This is a genomic window from Pseudoxanthomonas daejeonensis (assembly GCF_022637495.1).
GTDB classification, from domain to species: domain Bacteria; phylum Pseudomonadota; class Gammaproteobacteria; order Xanthomonadales; family Xanthomonadaceae; genus Pseudoxanthomonas; species Pseudoxanthomonas daejeonensis.
Genome location: NZ_CP093331.1, coordinates 2,798,061 through 2,817,137 on the forward strand (window position 1 = coordinate 2,798,061; position 19,077 = coordinate 2,817,137).

Below are 19,077 nucleotides of genomic sequence, written 5' to 3' on the forward strand. Positions count from 1 at the left end.
GCGGGCGCTAGAACAGCTGTTCCAGCCAGCGGCCGAGTACGACGACCAGCCGTTCCGACAACAGGCCCATCGACAGCAGCGAGGCGGTGGACACCAGCCACAGCGCGAGCAACAGCGCGCCGTCGCGTTCCATCAACGCCAGTGCGAACAACAGCAGCGTGCCGGCGAACAGGTAGTTGGTCATCGGCACCGGCAGCGCCAGCAGCAGGCCCAGCGCCACCAGCAACAGGCCGGTGAAGGCGTTCGCCGCGCGGTTGCCGGTGAGTACCTGCAGGCGCGGCCGGACCAGATGTTCGAGCCGGGCCATCCAGGGCGTGATCCGGTTGCAGAATCGCGCCATCGTGCGGCGTCGCGGGCCGCGACGGCCGATGAAGCCGGGGACCCACGGCCGGCGCAGGCCGACCAGCAACTGCAGGCCGATCAGCATCACCAGCGGGCCGCTGACCACGCCGCCCGCGCCGGGAATCGGGATGAATCCCGGCAGGATCGACACGAACAGGAACATGCCGAAGGCGGTGCGGCCCAGTCCCTGCAGCAGCCCGTCGAGGGTCAGGACCTGGTCGGGGTCGCCATGGGTGAACGATTGCAGCAGCCGGGCGATGCCATTGCCCGATGGCCCGGACGGCGTCGAGCCGGAGGGTGGCCCTCCCGCCGGGTCAGTCGGCGAGTTCATCGCCGTGGTGTTGCGGCAGGCGGCGCAGCAGCAGCTTGTCCACGCGCGCGCCGTCCAGGTCGACCACCTCGATCCGCCAGCCGGCCCAGTCGAAGTGCTCGCCGACATGCGGAATCCGGCCGAAGTGCGCGATGCACATGCCTGCCAGGGTGTGGTAGTCGCCTTCTTCGGCGTCCGGCAGCGCCGCGCCGTCCATCAGTTCACGCAGGTCCTCGGTCGGCAGGGTGCCGCCGACCAGCAGCGAGCCGTCGTCGCGCGTCACCACCAGCGCGTCCTCGTCGGTGTTCTCGGTGGCCTGCAGCCGGCCGACGATCGCGCCCATCAGGTCGCTGATCGTGACCAGGCCCTGGATCTCGCCGTACTCGTCCACCACCAGCGCCACCGACTGCTGTTCCTCGCGGAAGATCTCCAGCAGCTTCATCGCATGGGTGGATTCGGAGACGAACAACGGTGCGCGCAGGTTGCGGAACAGGCCGTCGTCCGGCAGCGCGCCCGGCGCGTGGAGGAGCAGCGACTTGACCTCGAGGATGCCGGCCACGTCCTGGTCGTTGTCGCGATAGACCGGATAGCGCGAGAACTGGTGCTCGCGCATGGTTTCCAGGTTCTCCTCCGCCGGGACCCGGGTATCGAGCCAGGCGATGCGGTTCCGCGGCGTCATCAGGCTGGCGGCGGTGCGGTCGCCCAGGCGGATGACCCGGTTGACCATGTCGCGTTCGTGCGCGTCGATCACCCCCTGCTCGTGGCTCTCGGCCACCAGCATGCGGATCTCCTCTTCGCTGATCGTGCTGGCCTGGTCCTTGCCCAGGCCGATCAGGCGCAGGACCAGTCGCGTGGTGTGCGAAAGCAGCCACACGAACGGGAATGCGATCCTCGCCAGCCATCCCATGGGCATGGCGACGAAGCTGGCGATCTGCTCGGGCGCGGTGATCGCCACGCGCTTGGGCACCAGCTCGCCGAAGATGAGGGTGAGGAAGGTGATCAGGCCGACCGCGATGAACTTGCCGATGGTCTCGGCATACGGGTCCAGAGCCGGAAGGACGCGCTCGATCCAGCCGGCGATGGCCAGGCCGATGGCCTCGCCGCCGAACAGGCCGGTAAGCACGCCGATCAGGGTGATCCCGATCTGTACCGTGGACAGGAAGCTCTCGGGTTTCTCGGACAGCGCCAGCGCCTTGGCGGCGCGCTTGCTGGACTGGGCCAGCTGCTTGAGCCGGCTCTTGCGCGAGGTCATCACCGACATCTCCGACATCGCGAAGAAGCCGTTGAGCAGGACCAGGGCAAGCACGACCAGGAGTTCAGCCATGGGGCGGCACCCCGCGGCATGGCGATGGAAACAGGAGGCCGGTGGGCGCGGGGCGCAAGCGGCTGCGGAGCGGGGAGGGAGGGTCGTCGTCCATAGGATGTGCCGTAGGCACGGGCGCATCTTAGCAGAGCCTCCCCGTGCAGGCCGCGTCATGGCCGCAAGAGCCGGGTTCCCGGCCGGCTGTGCAGGCTGTCATAATTCCGCGGCATTTGGCCGCCCCTCCCGAGGCGGCGGACCTCCAATCATGTTCTCCCTGCAGACGATCTTCGGCTCCGGCAAGCAATTCTTCCTGCTCCTGGACGAAGCGGCCGAGGCTGCGCACGACAGCACCAAGGCCCTCTACCAGATGATGAAGGCCGCCGACCGGCAGCCGGCGCTGGATGCGTTCAAGCTGGCCCGCCAGCGCGAACGCACCGCATCGGAGAAGATCGGCAAGGCGCTGGTGGACAGTTTCATCACCCCGCTGGAGCGCGAGGACATCGAGGCGCTGGGTTCGGCGCTGTACAAGATCCCCAAGCAGGTCGAGAAGTTCGCCGACCGCTACTCGCTGGCGACCCAGCACCTGGCGCATATCGACTTCGCCCCGCGCGCCGCCATGCTCGAACAGGCCGCCGGCGTAGTCGTGGACATGGTCCGCGAGCTGCGCCACATGAACCTGGACCGGATGACCGCGCTCAACGAGAAGCTGCGCGCGATCGAGAACGAAGCGGACCGCCTGATGCTCGAGCTGTACCGCGACATCTATTCCGGCCGCCTGGACCACCTGCAGATGTTCCTGCTCAAGGAGTTCTTCGAGATCCTGGAGAAGGCGATCGACCGGTGCCGCGAGGCCGGGGTGGTCGCCTACCAGATCGTGCTCAAGAACAGCTGACGGACCGCCACGATGCTGACCCTCGTGCTGGTGGTGATCTTTGCCGCGCTCGTCTTCGAGTTCATCAACGGTTTCCACGACACCGCCAATTCCATCGCCACCGTGGTGGCGACCAAGGTGCTTTCCCCGGGCGCGGCGGTGTCGCTTGCGGCGGTGATGAACCTGGTCGGCGCGCTGACGGGGACCGCGGTGGCGGCGACCATCGCCACCGGCATCATCAACACCGAAGTCGTCGAAGCCTCCTCGCAGGTGATCCTGTGCGCGCTGCTGGGCGGCATCACCTGGAACCTGATCACCTGGTGGTTCGGCCTGCCGTCCTCCTCGTCGCACGCTTTGATCGGCGGCTTGTGCGGCGCCGCGCTGGCGGCCGCGCACAACGACTGGAGCGCGTTGATCTGGTCCGAGCCGGTCGGCAACTGGGCCAAGAACAAAGGCCTGCTGTGGAAGGTGTTCCTGCCGATGATCACCTCGCCGGTGGCCGGCTTCCTCCTCGGCGTGACGATGATGGTGCTGCTGTGGGCGATCATCGCCGGCATGGCCCGCGCCGGCGGCGTGCTGGGGCGGCTGGCCCGGCCGCGCTGGGTCAATGCGTTCTTCGGCAAGGCGCAGATCCTGTCGGCCGGCTACATGGGCTTCGCCCACGGCCACAACGATGCGCAGAAGACCATGGGCATCATCGCCCTGACGTTGATGGGCGCAGAGGCGGCCGGCACCCTCGACAACCTGCCGGGGTGGCTCGCGTTCCTGCATCCAAGTGCCGGCGGCGACAAGGAAATCGCGCTGTGGATCGTGATCACCTGCGCCATCGTCATGGCGCTGGGCACAGCGTCCGGCGGCTGGCGGATCATCAAGACGCTCGGCCACAAGATGGTCAAGCTGCATCCGATCCATGGCTTCGCCGCCGAGACCAGCTCGGCCACGGTGCTGACCGTGGCCGCGCACTTCGGTATGCCGGTGTCGACCACGCACAGCATCTCCACCGCGATCATGGGCGTGGGCTTCGCCAAGAATCCGCGCGCGCTCAAGCTGGGCGTCGTCGAGCGGATCATCTGGGCCTGGATCCTGACCATCCCGGCCGCGGCCGGCATGGCCTACCTGATCTTCAGGGCCATCGAAGCGGCCGGCTTGACCTGATGGCCGCGGCGTAGAGCGGGCGAGGCCCGCTCTACGCTGAGTTCGCGTTACCCGTGGGAGCAGCGGGGCGGGGCCCGCTCCACAGGGCCATCGCTTGCGGGCCGGCTAGAGCAGGTCGCCTTCGGCCGACAGTGCGCGTTCCATGCGGTCGCCAAGGCCACCGATCTCGAAGACCAGGCGCTCGACCTCCGCCGGGGTGAGGCCGTCGTACGGGCGGTTCTCGCACAGCTGCAGGTAGGGCACGCCATCGAGTTCGCCGATGGCCAAGTAGCCGACGCTGCTCTGCCAGTTGAATACCAGCGCGCGCCGGGCATCGATCCCGGTGGTCGGCGCGATCACCGTGCTGACCCTCAGCAGGGGGCGCTGCTCGTCGTCCCCGTCCAGTTCGGACAGGAAGATCGACTGGTGCCGGCTGCCACCCTCCAGCGAGAGCTCGACGCAGGCGACGTATGGATCCTGCATGGTCAGCCGGAAGCCGGCGGTCAGCAGGTGGCTGCGGATCTGTTCGAAATTGCGCATGTCCGTCCTTGTGATCCCCCACGGGTATGCTAGCGGCTGATGGCTGCCGCGTCTTCCAGCGAGGAATCCACACGTCGCATCCTCGCGGCGGTGCGTGCGATTCCTGCAGGAAGCGTCGCCGGTTACGGCGAGGTGGCGCGGCGTGCCGGCCTGCCGGGACGCGCCCGGCTGGCTGCGCGGGTGCTGGCCGGCAACGAGGATCCCGCGCTGCCCTGGCACCGCGTGCTGCGCGCGGACGGGCGCATCGCGTTCCCCGAGGGCTCCAGCGGCTACCGCGAGCAGTGCCGGCGGCTGCGCGCCGAGGGCGTGCGCGTGGAGGCTGGCCGGGTACAACGGGCGAAAGGCCCGCGCGACCTGGACGAGGCGGTCTGGGGTCCGGAGCAATAGACCTGGTGCGGGCCGCGGAATGGATCGATCGATTTCCGCGTCGCGCTGCAGGGCTCCCTGCGGCTGCAGGATGAGCGGGGGCGGCTATGATGGCCGGCCACTCCCATCGAGCCGCGACGCATGCTCTCGCGACTGCCTCCCGTCACCCAGGCCCTGCTGATCGCCAATGGCGCGCTGTTCCTGCTGCAGCAGGTGCTGGGCGACAGCACCTTCGCCGCCTTCATGCTCTGGCCACCGAGCGAAATGGGCTTCGATCCGTTCTCGCCGGGCCAGAATTTCCAGCCCTGGCAGCTGCTGACCTACGGGTTCCTGCACGGCGGTTTCGGCCACCTGCTGTTCAACATGCTCGCGCTGTACATGTTCGGCGCGCCGCTGGAGGCGACCTGGGGGCCGCGTCGCTTCCTTGCCTACTACCTGATCTGCGTGGCCGGCGCCGGCCTGTGCCAGCTGGCGGTGGGCTGGTGGTCGGTCAGCCAGGGCGGTGGTGCGTATCCGACGCTGGGCGCGTCCGGTGGCGTGTTCGGCCTGCTGCTGGCCTACGGCATGCTGTTCCCCAACCAGCAGGTGATGCTGCTGTTCCCGCCGATCCCGATGAAGGCGCGCACCTTCGTGGTCGTGTTCGGCGCGCTTTCGCTGGTACTGGGCTTCACCGGCTGGCAGCCGGGAGTGGCCCATTTCGCCCACCTGGGCGGCATGCTGTTCGGCTGGCTGGTGATCCGCTACTGGCGTGGCCAGCCGCCGTTCCGCCGGCGGCGCCCGCCGGGAGGGCCGTCGCATCTGCGCCGGGTGAAGTAGGGCGGCATCCTCGGCGGGTGCAGCTGCGCGCCGCGTCGCGCCCTTGCTTCGCCGAGCGGTGCAATCGGGCCGGACCGGCTGCCGCGAAGCGGTCGGGCAAAGAAAAAGGCGCGGGAATCCGCGCCTTTTTCCGTTCCGTTGCCGGAAGCCTGCGTTGACTCAGCGCCAGATCCGGACCTGTTCGGCCTCGGTGCGCTGCATCGGCTGGCCGGCCTTGCAGCTATAGGCGGCGCCGAACGCCGGCAGGTTGGACAGCGGTACGTTGCTGCGCAGCTCGCCCGGCGCGTGGATCTCCGCCGCAAGGCGTTCGGCGGCGACGTTCTCCGAAACCTGCTGGCCCCACAGCCTGGACCAGGCGCCGAAAAAGGCCTGCTGGTCGGCGGGCTTGGCGCCGGGCTGGGCCTTGGCGTAGGCATCCCCGGCCAGCTCCAGGCCGGCCTGGTCGGACAGGGCCACGTCGCGCACCAGCGCACCGTTGACCTTGCCGCCCTTCACCCCGGGATAGGCGTGCGCCGAATACTGCGCGGCGACGCGGTCCCCCAGCGTGGTCCACGCGTTGGTATCGGCCGGCGTCCACCAGTTGCCGAGCTCGCCCTTGGCATTGACCTGCGCGCCCTTGGCATCGATCGCGCGGCTGAGCTGCGTGCCGACCAGCGCACCGTAGCCGCCGTAGGCCACGGCGGTGTTGTCGACGTCGAACACCGGCGGCTGCAGCACCGCGGCGGTGACGATCAGGCGGTTCTGGGCGATGTCGTAGACCAGCGCCGGCTGCTGCGGCAGCACGTCCCAGCGGCGGTCGGCGTTGCCCTTGCCGATCCGCTTCATCTCCTCGCGGTGGCGCCAGGTCGAGGCGATCAGCATGTTGCCGCCGAAGCTGCCGCGGCCCATCGGCTGCACCGTGTAGTCCAGGTTGCGACGCGGCGTGCCGACCTCGAGCGTGATCGCCTTGACCTTGTCGCGCGCCTCGGCCTTGGCCGCTTCACTGAGCCAGGTGTTGCGCTCGACGGCGGCCAGCAGGGCTTCGCGCACCTCGTCGGCGATCACCGCCGCGCGGCGGCGCTCTTCGGAGGTGAGGTAGCGGTTGGCGTACTCATGACCGACCATCGGGCCGGCGGCGGTGTTGATCGCGTCCAGCACCTGCTGCCAGCGCGGTGCCGGCGCGGCGTGGCCGGCCAGCACCTGGCCGCGGAAGCCGAAGCTGGCATCGCGGAAGCTCCTGGACAGGTACGGCGCCATTGCGTCGCCCACGCGCCAGCGCAGGTAGGCCTTCCACTGCTCCGGCTTGACCCGGCCGACCATCGCGTCGAGCTCGGCGAACAGCTGCGGGTTGGCCAGCGAGACCAGGTCGTCCTTCACGCCCTGCGCTTCCAGGAACTGGCCCAGCTGCAGGTTGCGGTAGCGCTTGGTCGCTTCGGCGACGGATACCGGCGCGTAGTTGCCGAAGGGGTTGCTGAGGTCGGCCAACGACTTGGACTTGCGCGCGATCGCGGTCTCGATGTCGATCACCGCCTTGGCGTCGGCGTCCAGGCGCTCCTTCGACGTGCCGGTCAGGGCCAGGATCTGCTTGACGTAGTCCCGGTAGCGGCCGAGCACGGCCTGGGTGTCGGCGTCATTGCGGGTGTAGAAGGCCGGGTCCGGCAGGCCCATGCCGCCCTGCATGAAGTAGCCGATGTGGCGGTCAAGCGCCTTGAGGTCCACGTCCGGGGCGAAGTTGAAGACCACCGGGATGCCGACCTGGTGCAGGGCGGCGATCGATGCCGGTACGTCCTTGGCCTTCTTGATCGCGTCGATGCGCGACAGCAGCGGAGCGATCGGGCGCGAGCCATCGGCCTCGACCGCGGCTTCGTCCAGGCCGCTGGCCCAGAAATCGCCGAGGCGGCTCTGCACTTCGCCCTGCGGCGATTTCATCGCCGCGTCGAGCAGCTGGCGCTGCTGCTGCAGGGCCAGGTCGGAGAGCTGGCCCAGTGCGCTGACGGCGCCGGCATCGGCGGGCAACGGGTTGGCCTTGAGCCAGCCGGCGTTGGCCTGGGAATAGAAGTCGGTGCACTGCTGGCTGACCGCGGGGGCCTTGGACTTCTTGCGCTGGGCGTCGGCATCGGCGGTGGAAACCAAGGCGACCAGACCGAGGCCAAGGGCGAGGACGAGCGGACGGGGCGTGGGCATCATCGGGACGGCGGCCTCGGGGGATTGGGTAGGCCGGAGTGTAGCAAGGCGGCCGGCGGCTCCCTCCACGGCGAACGGGACGACATGCGCGAAACGTGACTGGCCAAGCGGTTCTCCGCTGGCGGGCATCCCGCCGGGGCACGAGCCTCCGGGCCGGAAAGAACGAGGCCCGGACATGCCGGGCCTCGAGGGTGTTGCATCGCGTCGGGACGCTTACCAGATGACGACCTTGGCGTCGCCTTCGCGGACCATCGGCTTGCCCGGCTCGCACTTGAACGCGGCAGCGAAGGCCGGCAGGTTCGAGGGCGCGCCGACCGCGCGGAACTGCGCCAGGGCGTGCTCGTCGGTGGCGATGCGGGTCTTCAGCTCTTCCGGGGTGAAGTTGCGGCGCCACACCGTAGCCCAGTTCAGGAAGAAGCGCTGGTCGCGGGTCAGGCCGTCGGTCATCGGGTCCGGCTGGCCGTCGGTGGCCTTCTTCATCGCGTCGTAGGCCGTGGCCAGCCCGCCCAGGTCGGCGATGTTCTCGCCCAGGGTGTGGCGGCCGTTGAGCTTCTGGCCGTCGGCGGTGGTGTAGCCGTCGAACTGGGCGATCAGCTTGTCGGTGCGGCCGGAGAAGCCCTTGGCGTCGGCATCGGTCCACCAGTTCTCGAACTTGCCGGTCGGCCCGAAGCGGCTGCCCTGGTCGTCGTAGCCGTGGGTCATCTCATGGCCGATCACCGCGCCGATGCCGCCGTAATTGACCTCGTCGGATGCGGCCGGATCGAAGAACGGCGGCTGCAGGATCGCGGCCGGGAACACGATCTCGTTCTGCAGCGGGTTGTAGTACGCGTTGACCTGCTGCGGCGGCATGCCCCATTCGGTCTTGTCCACCGGCTGGCCGATCTTGGACAGGTTCCAGCGGTAGTTGAATTCCTGCGCCGCCAGCACGTTGCCGATGTAGCTGTCGCGGGCGGTGTCCAGGCCGCTCCATTCGCGCCACTTGTCCGGGTAGCCGATCTTGGTGGTGAACGCGGCCTGCTTGGTCAGCGCCTTGGCCTTGGTATCGGCGCTCATCCACTCCAGGTTCTCGATGCGCGACTTCAGCGCGGTGCCCAGGTTGGCCACCAGCGCTTCCATCTTCGCCTTCGAGTCGGCCGGGAACGCGACCTGCACGTACATCTGGCCCAGCGCTTCGCCGGCCTGCTGGTTGATCGCACCCAGCACGCGCTTCCAGCGCGGCTTCATTTCCTTCTGGCCGCGCAGGGTCTTGGAATAGAAGTTGAAGCTTTCCTGGGCGAAGGCGTCGCTCAGGTAGGGCGCGGCGCCGTCGACGGTGTGGAAGCGCAGGTAGGAGCGCCACACCGATGCATCGGTGTCGCCCAGGGCCTTGCTCACTTCCTGGTGGAACGCCGGGATGGCCAGCGAGAACTTCTCCGGTGCCGCCACGCCCTGCGATTCGAAGAACCTGGTCCACGGGAAGTTCGGCGCCAGCGCGTCGGCGTCGGCCAGGGTGACCGGGTTGTAGTACAGCGAAACGTCGCGCGACATCTCTTCGTTGGACTTGGAGACCTTGGCCAGGCGCGTCTCGAACGCCATCACGTCGGCCGCCTGCTTCTGCGCGTCCGCCGTGGCGACGCCGGACAGTTCGAGCACCTTGGCGATGTGGGCGACGTAGGCGTCGCGGATGTCCTTCTTGTCGGCGTCGAAGTAGTACTTGCTGTCGGGCAGGCCCAGGCCGCCCTGCATCGCGTAGGCGATGTTGAGGTCGGGGTTGTTGAAGTCCGCTTCGGCGCCGAAGCCGAACAGGAAGTTCTCGCCCTTGGCCGCGCTGGCGCGCAGGTACTCGGCCACGGCAGCGCCGTCGGCCAGCGCGTCGATGGCGGCCAGGTGGCCGGCCAGCGGCTCGATGCCCTGGGCGTTGATCTTGGCTTCGTCCATGCCGGTGGCCCACAGGTCGCCGACGATCTTCTTCACGCCGGTGGCGCCGGCATCGGCGGCGGCCTGTTCGACCAGCTGGTGCTGCACCGCGTTGGAGCGCTCGTCGAGCATCTCGAACGCGCCCCAGCTGGTGCGGTCGCTGGGGATCGGATTGGCGGCCAGCCACTTGTCGTTGGCGAAGCCGGCCAGGTCGACGCAGGCGTCCTTGGTCGTATCCAGGTCGGCCAGGGCGAAGCGGTTGACCGCCGGCAGGTTGCTTTCGTCCAGCTTGAATTCCGGGGCGGCCGGAGCCTGGACGGTCGCGGCGTCTTCCTTCTTGGAGCAGGCAGCCAGCGCCACGGCAATGGCCAGCGGCAGCAGCAGGGTCTGTGACTTGCGGGTATTCACGTTGCGCGTTCTCCGACCCGGTGACGGGCGTGGTGGATGGCCCCGGACGGGGCAGTGGGCCGACTCTACGCCTGCGCCCTGAATGGGAGGACTGCCGGAGGTCATGCCGGGCACAATGGAACCGGAACTTTCCGGGAGGCGGGCCATGCAGGTCGAATTCCACGGCGCGGCCGGCGAGGTGACCGGCTCGATGCACCTGGTCCTCGCGGCCGGTCGCAGGGTGCTGCTGGATTGCGGGATGCTGCAGGGAAGACGCGAGCTGGAGGCGCAGAACGCCGCGCCATTCCCGTTCGAGCCGGCTTCGCTGGACGCCCTGGTCCTGAGCCACGCCCATATCGACCACATCGGCCGGGTGCCGTTGCTGGTGGCGCGGGGCTTCCGGGGGCCTATCTGGCTGCAGCAGGCCACCGCCGAGCTGTTGCCGGTGATGCTCGAGGACGCCGCCTCGCTGGCCGAATCCGACGCCGCGCGCGCCAACCGCCACCTCGACCCCGGGCAGCCGCCGCAACAACCGCTGTTCACCCGCCAGGACGTCGCCTCCGTGCTGCCGTTGCTGCGGCCCCTGGACTACGACGCCCGCGCGACGATCCTGCCCGGCATCGAGCTGACCCTGCGCGACGCCGGGCATATCCTCGGTTCGAGCATCGTCGAGCTGTGGGCCACCGAGGAGGGCGCGAGCCGCAAGCTGGTGTTCTCGGGTGACCTGGGGCCGCGGGGCACGCCGATCCTGCGCGACCCCGCGGTGATCGAGGAGGCCGCCCTGGTGGTGATGGAATCCACCTATGGCGACCGCAACCATCGCGATCGCCAGGCCACCGTCGACGAACTGGGCGAGGTGTTCGAACACGCCTGGCGCGAGCGTGGCAACGTGCTGATCCCGGCCTTCGCGGTCGGCCGCAGCCAGGAACTGCTGTACTGGTTCGCGCGCCACTGGGACGCGTGGAACCTGGCGCGCTGGCGGATCTTCCTGGACAGCCCGATGGCCGGACGGGTGGTGCAGGTCTACGACCACCACCACGCGCTGTTCGACGAACAGGCACAGGCGGTGTGGCGGCAGCGTCCTTCGCCGTTCCGCCTGCCGAACCTGCACATCACCGCCAGCACCGAGGAATCGATGGCGATCAATTCGATCCGCAGCGGCGCGATCGTGATCGCCGGGTCAGGCATGGCCAACGGCGGACGCATCCTGCATCACCTGCGGCACCGGCTGGGCCGGCGCGAGACCCATGTCGTGTTCGTCGGCTACCAGGCCGAGGGCACGCTGGGCCGGCGCCTGGTCGAACGCGCGCCGTGGGTGCGCATCCACGGCCAGGACCATCGGGTCAACGCGCAGATCCATACCGTCGGTGGCCTGTCGGCGCATGCCGACCAGCAGGGCCTGATCGAGTGGTACGGGCATTTCCGTGGCGCGCCGCCGCTGGTGCTGGTCCATGGCGAGGACCGTGCGCGCGAGGCGCTGGCCGGCGAAATCGGCGCGCGCCTTGGCGCGCAGGTGTCACTGGCGCGGCCCGGAATGCGTCGCACCGTGTGAGGGTGCGCCTGGCGCCGCTTGCTGGGCGGCGCTCCAGGACGCCGGTTGCGCGACCGTGGCGCCGGGATCGATCCATCCGGGGCAGTCGCAGGCGCTGGCGTCGCAGGCGTGCACGCGCCCCTGGATCGACAGGGGGGGCTGCCGGCTGGCGGCCTGCTGGCGCAGGTCTTCCAGGATGCTTTCTGCCGCGGTCGCCGGTGTTCCGGGCAGCAGCAGGGCGAAGCGGCCCTCCCCCAGGTAGGCGGCGACGTCGCCGGGCCGGCGAGCACGCGCGCCGAGCAACTGGGCGAACCGGCAGGCATCGGCTTCGCCGGCGTCGCGAGCGGGAGTCGTGCCGGCTTCCACCAGCAGCAGTGCGTGCGGCCTGGCGGCGTTGCGCGCGGCCTGCAGCGCCGCGTCCAGTTGCCGGCGCTTGGCCAGTCCCGGTATCGGCTGGCGCTCCCGCGCCCGCTGGCGGAGCACGGTCGTGGTCCATGCCAGGAGTGCGAAGGTGAACACGGCGAGCGTCCCGCCCGGTGCGAACCACCATTGGCGAGTCAGCAGCCAGCCGCACAGCGCGACGGTCGCGGCCACGCCGCCCAGCAGGGCGATCGGCATCCGCCAGTCGCGCCCACCGCCGGCCATGCCGACCAGCACGGTCCCTCCGGCGAGCAGCAGCGACAGCAGCGCCTGCGCGATCCAGGGCAGGGGACGCGGCGTCTCGCCTTGCAGCAGCGCGGCGAGGGCTTGGGCTTGGTACTCGATCGGATACAGCGATGGGCTTCCGTACGGTCCCGGCACGGGCGACTGCAGCGCTGGATCCACCAGCCCGACCAGTACCCAGCGTCCCTGCAGGCGCTTCGCGTCGATCTGTCCCGCCAGGGCGTCGGCCGCGCGCAGCGTCGTGGGGGGCGCGTCGACCGGGCCGATGCGCCAGCGCTCCGGTGGCTTCCGGCCGCCGCGACCGTCCAGGCTTCCCGCCTGCACCAGCGCCAGGGGCAGCGATGTCCAGCGGATTCCATCGGTAGCCAGCACCTGGGACGGGTGCTGGCGGAGCCTGCCGTCGCGGTCAGGCTGCAGCAGCACGTGACCCAGGCGGGCCGCGTCGGCGAACTCGACCGGCGGCAGCAGCGCCCGCGGTGGCCCGTCCGCCTGTGGCACCAGGGCAACGCCGAGGACGACGCGGTGGTCGAACAGCGTCCGCGCCAGGCGCGCATCCCCCTCGGAACCGCTGGAATCGCCGGCCTGGATCGGCAGGTCCAGGGCGACGCCGCGCACACCGTTCCCGTGCAGCCGATCGAGCAGGTCCGCCAGCCGACCGTTCGGCCAGGGCCACGGGTCGGCTCGGTCGATGCCCAGGACGACGGTCGACGTTGCGGGCAGTGGCGGGTGCAGCGAGGCCAGGCCGCGATGCACCACATCGTCCAGCGCCGCGGTCAGGCCGGTGGCGCCGAGCACTGCCGCCAGCACGCCGGCACCCAGTGCGCCGACCCCTGCCACGCGTGCGCCGCTGCGCCTTCCCGTTTCGCCCGCAAGGGTGCCGGTGGCGTTCATCGCGCGGTGCATCCCGGGGATGCCGCTTGCACGCGCAAGCCATCCGCCGCTGGATCGGATGCCTGGAGTTCTCGCGTTTCGGCCATGCCCATCCCCGGTCACCGGCCCCCTGCGCGGGCAGTATAGGCGCAGTGGTATACCTGTGCAGATGAAAAACCCCACGAAAATCCGTGACGTACTGCTCGTCGGCGGCGGCCACAACGGCCTGGTCTGCGCCACCTACCTGGCCCGTGCAGGGCTGGATGTCACCGTGCTCGAACGCCGCGGCGTGGTCGGTGGCGCGGCGGTCACCGAGGAATTCCACCCCGGCTTCCGCAACTCGGTGGCGTCGTACACCGTTTCGTTGCTGCAGCCGAAAGTGATCGCCGACCTGGACCTGCATGGCCATGGCCTGCGCATCGTCCAGCGCAGGTGCAACAACTTCCTCCCGTTGCCGGAGGGCGGGTACCTGCTCACCGGCGCCGGCCGGACCGCAGCGGAAGTGGCGAAGTTCTCGCGCCGCGATGCCGAGGCGCTGCCGGCGTACGAAGCGCGACTGGACGCCATCGCCGACGTGCTGCGCGCGCTGGCACTGCAGCCGCCGCCGAACGTGACCGATGGCGGCTGGTGGAAGGCGCTGCCGGAGCTGCTGCGCGGCGCGCGCCTGGGCCGGCGCCTGCATGCACTCGACGAGACCCTGCGCCAGGAACTGCTGGACCTGTTCTCGATCTCGGCGGCCGAGTACCTGGATCGCTGGTTCGAGAGCGCGCCGATCAAGGCGCTGTTCGGCTTCGACGGCGTGGTCGGCAACTACGCAAGCCCGTACGCACCGGGTTCGGCCTACGTTCTGTTGCACCACGTGTTCGGCGAGGTGAACGGGACCAAGGGCGCCTGGGGTCACGCGATCGGCGGCATGGGCGCGATCACCCAGGCGATGGCGCGCGCCGCAACGGCCGCGGGCGTGCAGATCCGTACCGGTGCCGCGGTGAGCGAGGTCGTCGTCGAGGGCGGGCGTGCCGTCGGCGTGGTGACCGATGCAGGCGAGACGCTGCGCGCGCGCGCAGTGGTGGCCAACGTCAATCCGAAGCTGCTCTACCAGCGCCTGCTGAAGGCCGATGTGGTGCCGGCCGCCACCGCAGAGCGCATGCGCAACTGGCGCTGCGGCTCGGGCACGTTCCGGATGAACGTGGCGCTGTCGCGGCTCCCGGACTTCAGCGCATTGCCGGGCGAGGGCGATCACCTCACCGCCGGGATCATCATGGCACCGTCGCTGGATTACATGGACCGCGCCTGGCGCGACGCGCACGATCATGGCTGGTCGCGCGAGCCGATCGTGGAAATGCTGATTCCCTCGACGCTGGACGATTCACTGGCACCTCCGGGAATGCACGTGGCCAGCCTGTTCTGCCAGCACGTGGCGCCGGAGCTCTCCGGTGGGCGCAGCTGGGACGACCACCGCGAGGAAGTGGCCGACCTGATGATCGCGACGGTCGATCGCTATGCGCCGGGCTTCGCGGCCTCGGTGCTGGGAAGGCAGGCGCTCAGTCCTCTGGATCTGGAGCGCGTGTTCGGCCTGGTCGGCGGCGACATCTTCCATGGTGCGCTGAGCCTCAACCAGCTGTTTTCGGCGCGGCCGATGCTGGGTCAGGCGGGATATCGCGGGGCGATCCCGGGGCTTTACCTGTGCGGCTCGGGAACGCATCCCGGCGGGGGTGTCACAGGTGCGCCGGGGCACAACGCGGCGCAGGTGGTGATCGGGGATCTGCGCTGAGGTTTCGCGTTGTTCGAGGGTGTCGGATCGTTTGAGCGGAGTGCGGTGAGGTGGCTGGGCGGGTGCAACGCGATGCCCCCTGCCGCTCATGTCCCCCGGAACCGGCCGCAGGCCGGTTCCTCCTCCTTTACTTCCCGTCAGGGGGCATCACGCCACACCCTCCGATCGCGGCAGCGCTTCCTTTGAGAGAGGGGGGCTACTGCTTTGTGGCGGGTCCGGAGTAGGTTGCGCGGAGGGGTGCGGAACATCATCGGCAAGCCTCGCATTGTCAGGCAGGTCGAGCCCCTGGGTGGGTGGCTCCGGGCCCCATTCACCGAAAGACGGCCAGCCGCCTCCTGGCACTCCGGTGCGAACCCTGCCGACGGGAAGTAAAGGAGGAGGAACCGGCGCAGCCGGTTCCGGGGGGACATGAGCGGCGGCAGGGTTCGCACCGGAGTGCTCCAGCCACCCATGACATCGAGCGCCCGAAGTCCGCGCCTCCCCTGAACGAGGGGAGGCGCGCGGCGCATCACTGCAGCAGCGTCGTCTTCTTGCGGTTGTCGCCGGAGTTGCGGTCGATCAGCTTGTTGTAGGGGTCGATGCCGGCCTCGTAGGGCAGCTCGTCCACCACCAGCTCCAAGGTGGTCTCCGCGGCGGTGACGTGGTGCTTGCGCAGGTACAGCACCTTCTCGTCGGACTCCTTGCCGCCTTCGGGACGGGCGAATACGCCGATGTCCACCATCACGTCGACCGGCTCCTGGGTCTCCTTGCCCTTGCCGTCGGTGGACAGCTTCTCGGCGTGGAGCTTCAGCGTCACCACGTACTTGCCATCCTCGCGCTTTCGGACTTCGCTGCTGGTGACGCGGTGGTCCCAGAACACGATCCGCTCGAACAGGTCGCGGATGAACGCATGGTCCTTCGCGTCGGTGCGCGCGTAGAGCAGGTCGAGGAAGTCGCGGGTAGTGGGGTAGGGCGGACCCTTGAATCCCCATTGCTGGACGAACTCGGCGAGCACCGCGTTGAGTTTCTCTTCGCCGATCGCATCGCGCAGCGCGTAGAAGACCACCGAGCCCTTGTTGTAGTGGATGTACTGCTGGTTCTCGTTGAGCGCCAGCGGCTGCTCCTCGACCCGCTCGGTGGCGCGGCTCATCAGGTAGCGATCCAGTTCGTACTTCAGGAACCGGCGCATCTGCCGCGGACCGTACTCCTTCTCCATCACCATCAGCGCCGAGTACTGGGCCAGCGATTCGGACAGCATCGTCGCGCCCTGCACGTTGGCGCCGATGATCTGGTGCGCCCACCACTGGTGCGCGGCCTCGTGGGCGGTGACGTAGAAGACGTAGTCGATGTCCTCCTTGTCGCGCAGGTCGGCGATGAAGCCGATGGACTCCGAGTACGGGATGGTGCCGGCGAAGGCCTGGGCGAACGACTGGTAGCCGGGGAACTCCAGGATCCGGAACTGGCGGAACTGGTAGGGCGAGAAGTGGCGGGTGTAGTAGTCCAGCGATTTCTTGGTCGAGTCGATCATCCGCGGTACGTTCCAGGCGTGCGTGGGATGGTGGTAGACCTCGATCGCGACGTCGTTCCAGCGGTCGCGTGCCACCTGCCAGTCGGCCGACAGCCAAGAGAAGAACGGCAGCAGCTGCGCCTCGGACTTGTAGTGGTAGTAGCGGCGGCCGTCCTGCTCCCATTCGCGCTGCAGGTAGCCCGGTGCCAGTGCGATCTGGCCACTGCTGGTCGAGACCGTGGTCTCGAAGTCGACCCAGTCGCCGGTGGTGGTCAGGTAGTTCGATCCCCGCGCGGCGACATCGTCGATCGGATTCATCCGCGGCAGCACCGGCAGGTCGTGCTTGCGCCGGTCGTTGCGGTCCTGCAACTGGGCGCGTTCGTTGTAGCCGAACTGGGGCAGGGCGGCGTAGTTGTTGAAGAACGTGCCGTTGTAGACCACCGATGTGCCTCCACCATTCATCGGGAAGCCGTGCGGGACGCTGGACAGCTCGAACTCGAAGTCCAGCGAGGCGCCCGGTGCCAGCGGCGTGGCGAGCCGGTAGATCGCGTAGCCGTTGACGTCGTCCTTCTTGACCACCGTGTGCGGCCCGAACTCGAGCTTGCGCATCTCCACGTCGGTGTTGGTGGCTACGTGCAGCTCGGCGATCGGCTTGTCGGTACGGTTCTCGAGCCGGTAGGCGCCACGGATCTCGACGCGGCGCTCTTCCGGGAAGATGTCCACGTCGGCACGGATCGCGGCGATGCGCGGCCGCGGCAGGTCCTTGTACTGGCGGTAGGCTTTTTCGTAGTCGGCCGCACGCTGCTCGGCCACGTCGCCGGGCACGTAGTCGTTGAGGACGTTGGTGTTGTAGAAGATCCAGCCGCCCAGCCCGGCGAACAGCAGCAGGGACGCCGCCAGCGTCGCCAGCGCCGGTCCGCGCAGCCTCGCTCTTGCCTGGCGCAGGCGGTCGCGCAGGCCCAGCGAGGTTCCGCGTGGCCAGAACAGCAGCGCCACCACCAGCAGCGCGACCGCGAACGCCGCCCAGTAGCCGCGCAGCAGCAGGTGCGGGCCGATGAAATGGCCGTAGCCGTTCATGTCCGAATACGGATCGGGCGTGGCCGCGTTGTAGCGGTACAGCAGGTGGTCCAGGTCGAGCATGCCCATCGCCGCGCGTGCGACCAGGTACACGATCATCAGCAGGTAGCCGATGAACTTGTTGCCGCTCACCGCCTGCAGGAACACCGCCAGCGCCGCCATCAGCGCGAACGGGATCACCGCCAGCGCCAGGCCCTTGAGATACAGCAGCGGCTCGAGCGCGGTGTAGCCGTGCCCCACCTGCCAGCCGGCGGTGAACAGCATGCCGGCGAACAGGAACGCGGCGACCAGGCCGGTCAGCGCGGTCATCTTCGAGGCCAGCGGGATCCAGTCGGGCAGGGCGTAGGCATCGGTCGCCTCGGCCACGCGCAGGCTGCGCTCGCGCCAGACCAGTTCGCCGGCATAGAACGTGACGATGATGACCAGGAACAGGCCCATGCCGCCGTCGATCGCCGACAGCATCCGGCGGGTGACCGGGTACAGCTCGGTGCCGTACATGCTGGCGCCGAACTTGAGCACCGAGAAGATCATCAGCAGGCCCAGCACCAGCATCACCAGGAACGGTGCGCCGGTCAGCGCGCCACGCAGGTCGAAAGCGGCCAGCTGGCGGTACTGGGTCCAGCGCGCCGCCGCGCCCTGGCGCAGCGTCACCACCGGAAGCGACAGCGGCGCACCGGCCGCCGCCACGCCCGGCGGCGTGGTTGCAGCCTCGGTCGGAGCCGCCTTGCGCCGGCGGCGGATGACGATGCCCTCGCGGTCGGCACGGAACAGGCCGAAGGTGGTCCACAGCAGCAGCACGGTCACGCCCAGCCACAGTGCCCGGTTGCCCAGCAGAAGCCCTGTCAGGGCAGGCAGCTGCTGGTTGTACTGGGCGCTGGACCAGTAGCGGATGTGTTCGCCGACCGCGGTGGTGCCGGATGGGTCCAGCAGCGCGCCGATCCAGCGCGAATCCAGGTCCTGGGTGAGGAAGCCGGCCACCGTCCACAGCACGAAGAACGCGATCACGCCGATGTAGGTGTAGAGCATCGAGCGGGTCAGGGTGGCCAGCAGGAACAGCAGCGCCGACAGGAACAGCAGGTTCGGCAGCACCAGCACGCCGAACGCCCAGGCATAGGCGCCCCACGGCGTCGGTCCGAGCCGCGCCTGGTCCAGCCACGGCATCAGGCTGCCCACCCACAGGCCCAGTGCCGCCGCCAGCAGGATCGCCAGGCTGGCCATGAAGCCGCCGCCGAAGCGGCCGAGCAGGTAATCGCGCTTGCGCATCGGCGTGGCGAAGAACAGTTCTGCGGTGCGCTGCTCGAAGTCGCGCAAGGCAATGCCGGCGACGAAGATCGTGGTCAGCAGTACCGACAGCACGCTGAAGCTGCCGAGCAGTGAAATCACCACCGCCGGGGCGTTGCGCATGATGTTGCCCACGCCGCCGCCGAAGCTGACGTTGTCCGAAGCCATGCTGCCGAAGGCCAGCAGGCCGAACACGAGCATGACGATCCAGAACACGCCGTTGCGCAGCAGCAGGCGGCGCTCGAAGGAGAGGAGATGGCGCAGCATGGG

At 69.0% G+C, this 19,077-nt stretch carries 13 protein-coding genes; 6 read left to right on the forward strand and 7 right to left on the reverse strand.

Annotation, left to right across the window (positions count from 1 at the left end; genetic code table 11):
• Positions 1-7: 7 nt before the first annotated feature.
• The gene (locus MNQ95_RS12580) at positions 8-673 is read right to left on the reverse strand and encodes an exopolysaccharide biosynthesis protein (protein ID WP_162408605.1); all 666 of its coding nucleotides are present in this window, start codon (positions 671-673) and stop codon (positions 8-10) included.
• A complete protein-coding gene (locus MNQ95_RS12585; RefSeq protein WP_241953080.1) occupies positions 657-1,976 on the reverse strand; it encodes a hemolysin family protein in 1,320 nt (439 codons plus the stop codon). The genes MNQ95_RS12580 and MNQ95_RS12585 overlap by 17 nt, the downstream gene beginning before the upstream one ends.
• 244 nt (positions 1,977-2,220) lie before the next feature.
• On the opposite strand from MNQ95_RS12585, the gene MNQ95_RS12590 reads away from it, so the two are divergent.
• Positions 2,221-2,847: a DUF47 domain-containing protein gene (locus tag MNQ95_RS12590; RefSeq protein ID WP_162408607.1), complete on the forward strand. Its 627-nt coding sequence runs from the start codon at positions 2,221-2,223 to the stop codon at positions 2,845-2,847.
• A 12-nt stretch (positions 2,848-2,859) separates the two neighbouring features.
• A complete protein-coding gene (locus MNQ95_RS12595; RefSeq protein ID WP_241953081.1) occupies positions 2,860-3,981 on the forward strand; it encodes an inorganic phosphate transporter in 1,122 nt (373 codons plus the stop codon).
• A gap of 105 nt (positions 3,982-4,086) precedes the next feature.
• Here MNQ95_RS12595 and MNQ95_RS12600 read toward each other — a convergent pair whose 3' ends face one another.
• Complete coding sequence (locus MNQ95_RS12600; RefSeq protein ID WP_162408609.1) at positions 4,087-4,500, reverse strand: hypothetical protein; 414 nt, start codon at positions 4,498-4,500, stop codon at positions 4,087-4,089.
• Between the two features lie 39 nt (positions 4,501-4,539).
• Between MNQ95_RS12600 and MNQ95_RS12605 the strand changes: the two genes are divergently transcribed.
• Both MNQ95_RS12605 and MNQ95_RS12610 read left to right on the forward strand, forming a co-directional pair.
• Entirely contained in the window at positions 4,540-4,887 is a 348-nt protein-coding gene (locus MNQ95_RS12605; RefSeq protein ID WP_241953082.1) for an MGMT family protein, read from the forward strand.
• A gap of 120 nt (positions 4,888-5,007) precedes the next feature.
• Entirely contained in the window at positions 5,008-5,682 is a 675-nt protein-coding gene (locus tag MNQ95_RS12610) for a rhomboid family intramembrane serine protease (RefSeq protein ID WP_162408611.1), read from the forward strand.
• Positions 5,683-5,841: 159 nt separating this feature from the next.
• On the opposite strand, the gene MNQ95_RS12615 is transcribed toward MNQ95_RS12610, so the two are convergent.
• Together MNQ95_RS12615 and MNQ95_RS12620 are read right to left on the reverse strand one after the other, a co-directional pair.
• A complete protein-coding gene (locus MNQ95_RS12615) occupies positions 5,842-7,845 on the reverse strand; it encodes a M13 family metallopeptidase (RefSeq protein WP_241953083.1) in 2,004 nt (667 codons plus the stop codon).
• 213 nt (positions 7,846-8,058) lie between these two features.
• A complete protein-coding gene (locus tag MNQ95_RS12620) occupies positions 8,059-10,125 on the reverse strand; it encodes a M13 family metallopeptidase (protein WP_241954423.1) in 2,067 nt (688 codons plus the stop codon).
• Positions 10,126-10,294: 169 nt separating this feature from the next.
• Here MNQ95_RS12620 and MNQ95_RS12625 point away from each other — a divergent pair, with 169 nt between their 5' ends.
• Positions 10,295-11,680, forward strand: a complete 1,386-nt coding sequence (locus MNQ95_RS12625) for an MBL fold metallo-hydrolase RNA specificity domain-containing protein (RefSeq protein WP_241953084.1) — start codon at positions 10,295-10,297, stop codon at positions 11,678-11,680.
• On the opposite strand, the gene MNQ95_RS12630 is transcribed toward MNQ95_RS12625, so the two are convergent.
• Positions 11,645-13,213, reverse strand: a complete 1,569-nt coding sequence (locus MNQ95_RS12630; protein WP_241953085.1) for a CHASE2 domain-containing protein — start codon at positions 13,211-13,213, stop codon at positions 11,645-11,647. The two genes, MNQ95_RS12625 and MNQ95_RS12630, sit on opposite strands and share 36 nt — an antisense overlap.
• Positions 13,214-13,361: 148 nt before the next feature.
• Between MNQ95_RS12630 and MNQ95_RS12635 the strand changes: the two genes are divergently transcribed.
• Positions 13,362-14,963 carry a phytoene desaturase family protein gene (locus tag MNQ95_RS12635; RefSeq protein ID WP_241953086.1) on the forward strand — a complete coding sequence of 534 codons (1,602 nt, stop codon included), beginning with the start codon at positions 13,362-13,364 and terminating at the stop codon, positions 14,961-14,963.
• 508 nt (positions 14,964-15,471) lie between these two features.
• Here MNQ95_RS12635 and MNQ95_RS12640 read toward each other — a convergent pair.
• On the reverse strand, positions 15,472-19,074 hold the full coding sequence (locus tag MNQ95_RS12640) for a M1 family aminopeptidase (protein ID WP_241953087.1): 3,603 nt from the start codon (positions 19,072-19,074) through the stop codon (positions 15,472-15,474).
• Between the last annotated feature and the right edge of the window lie 3 nt (positions 19,075-19,077).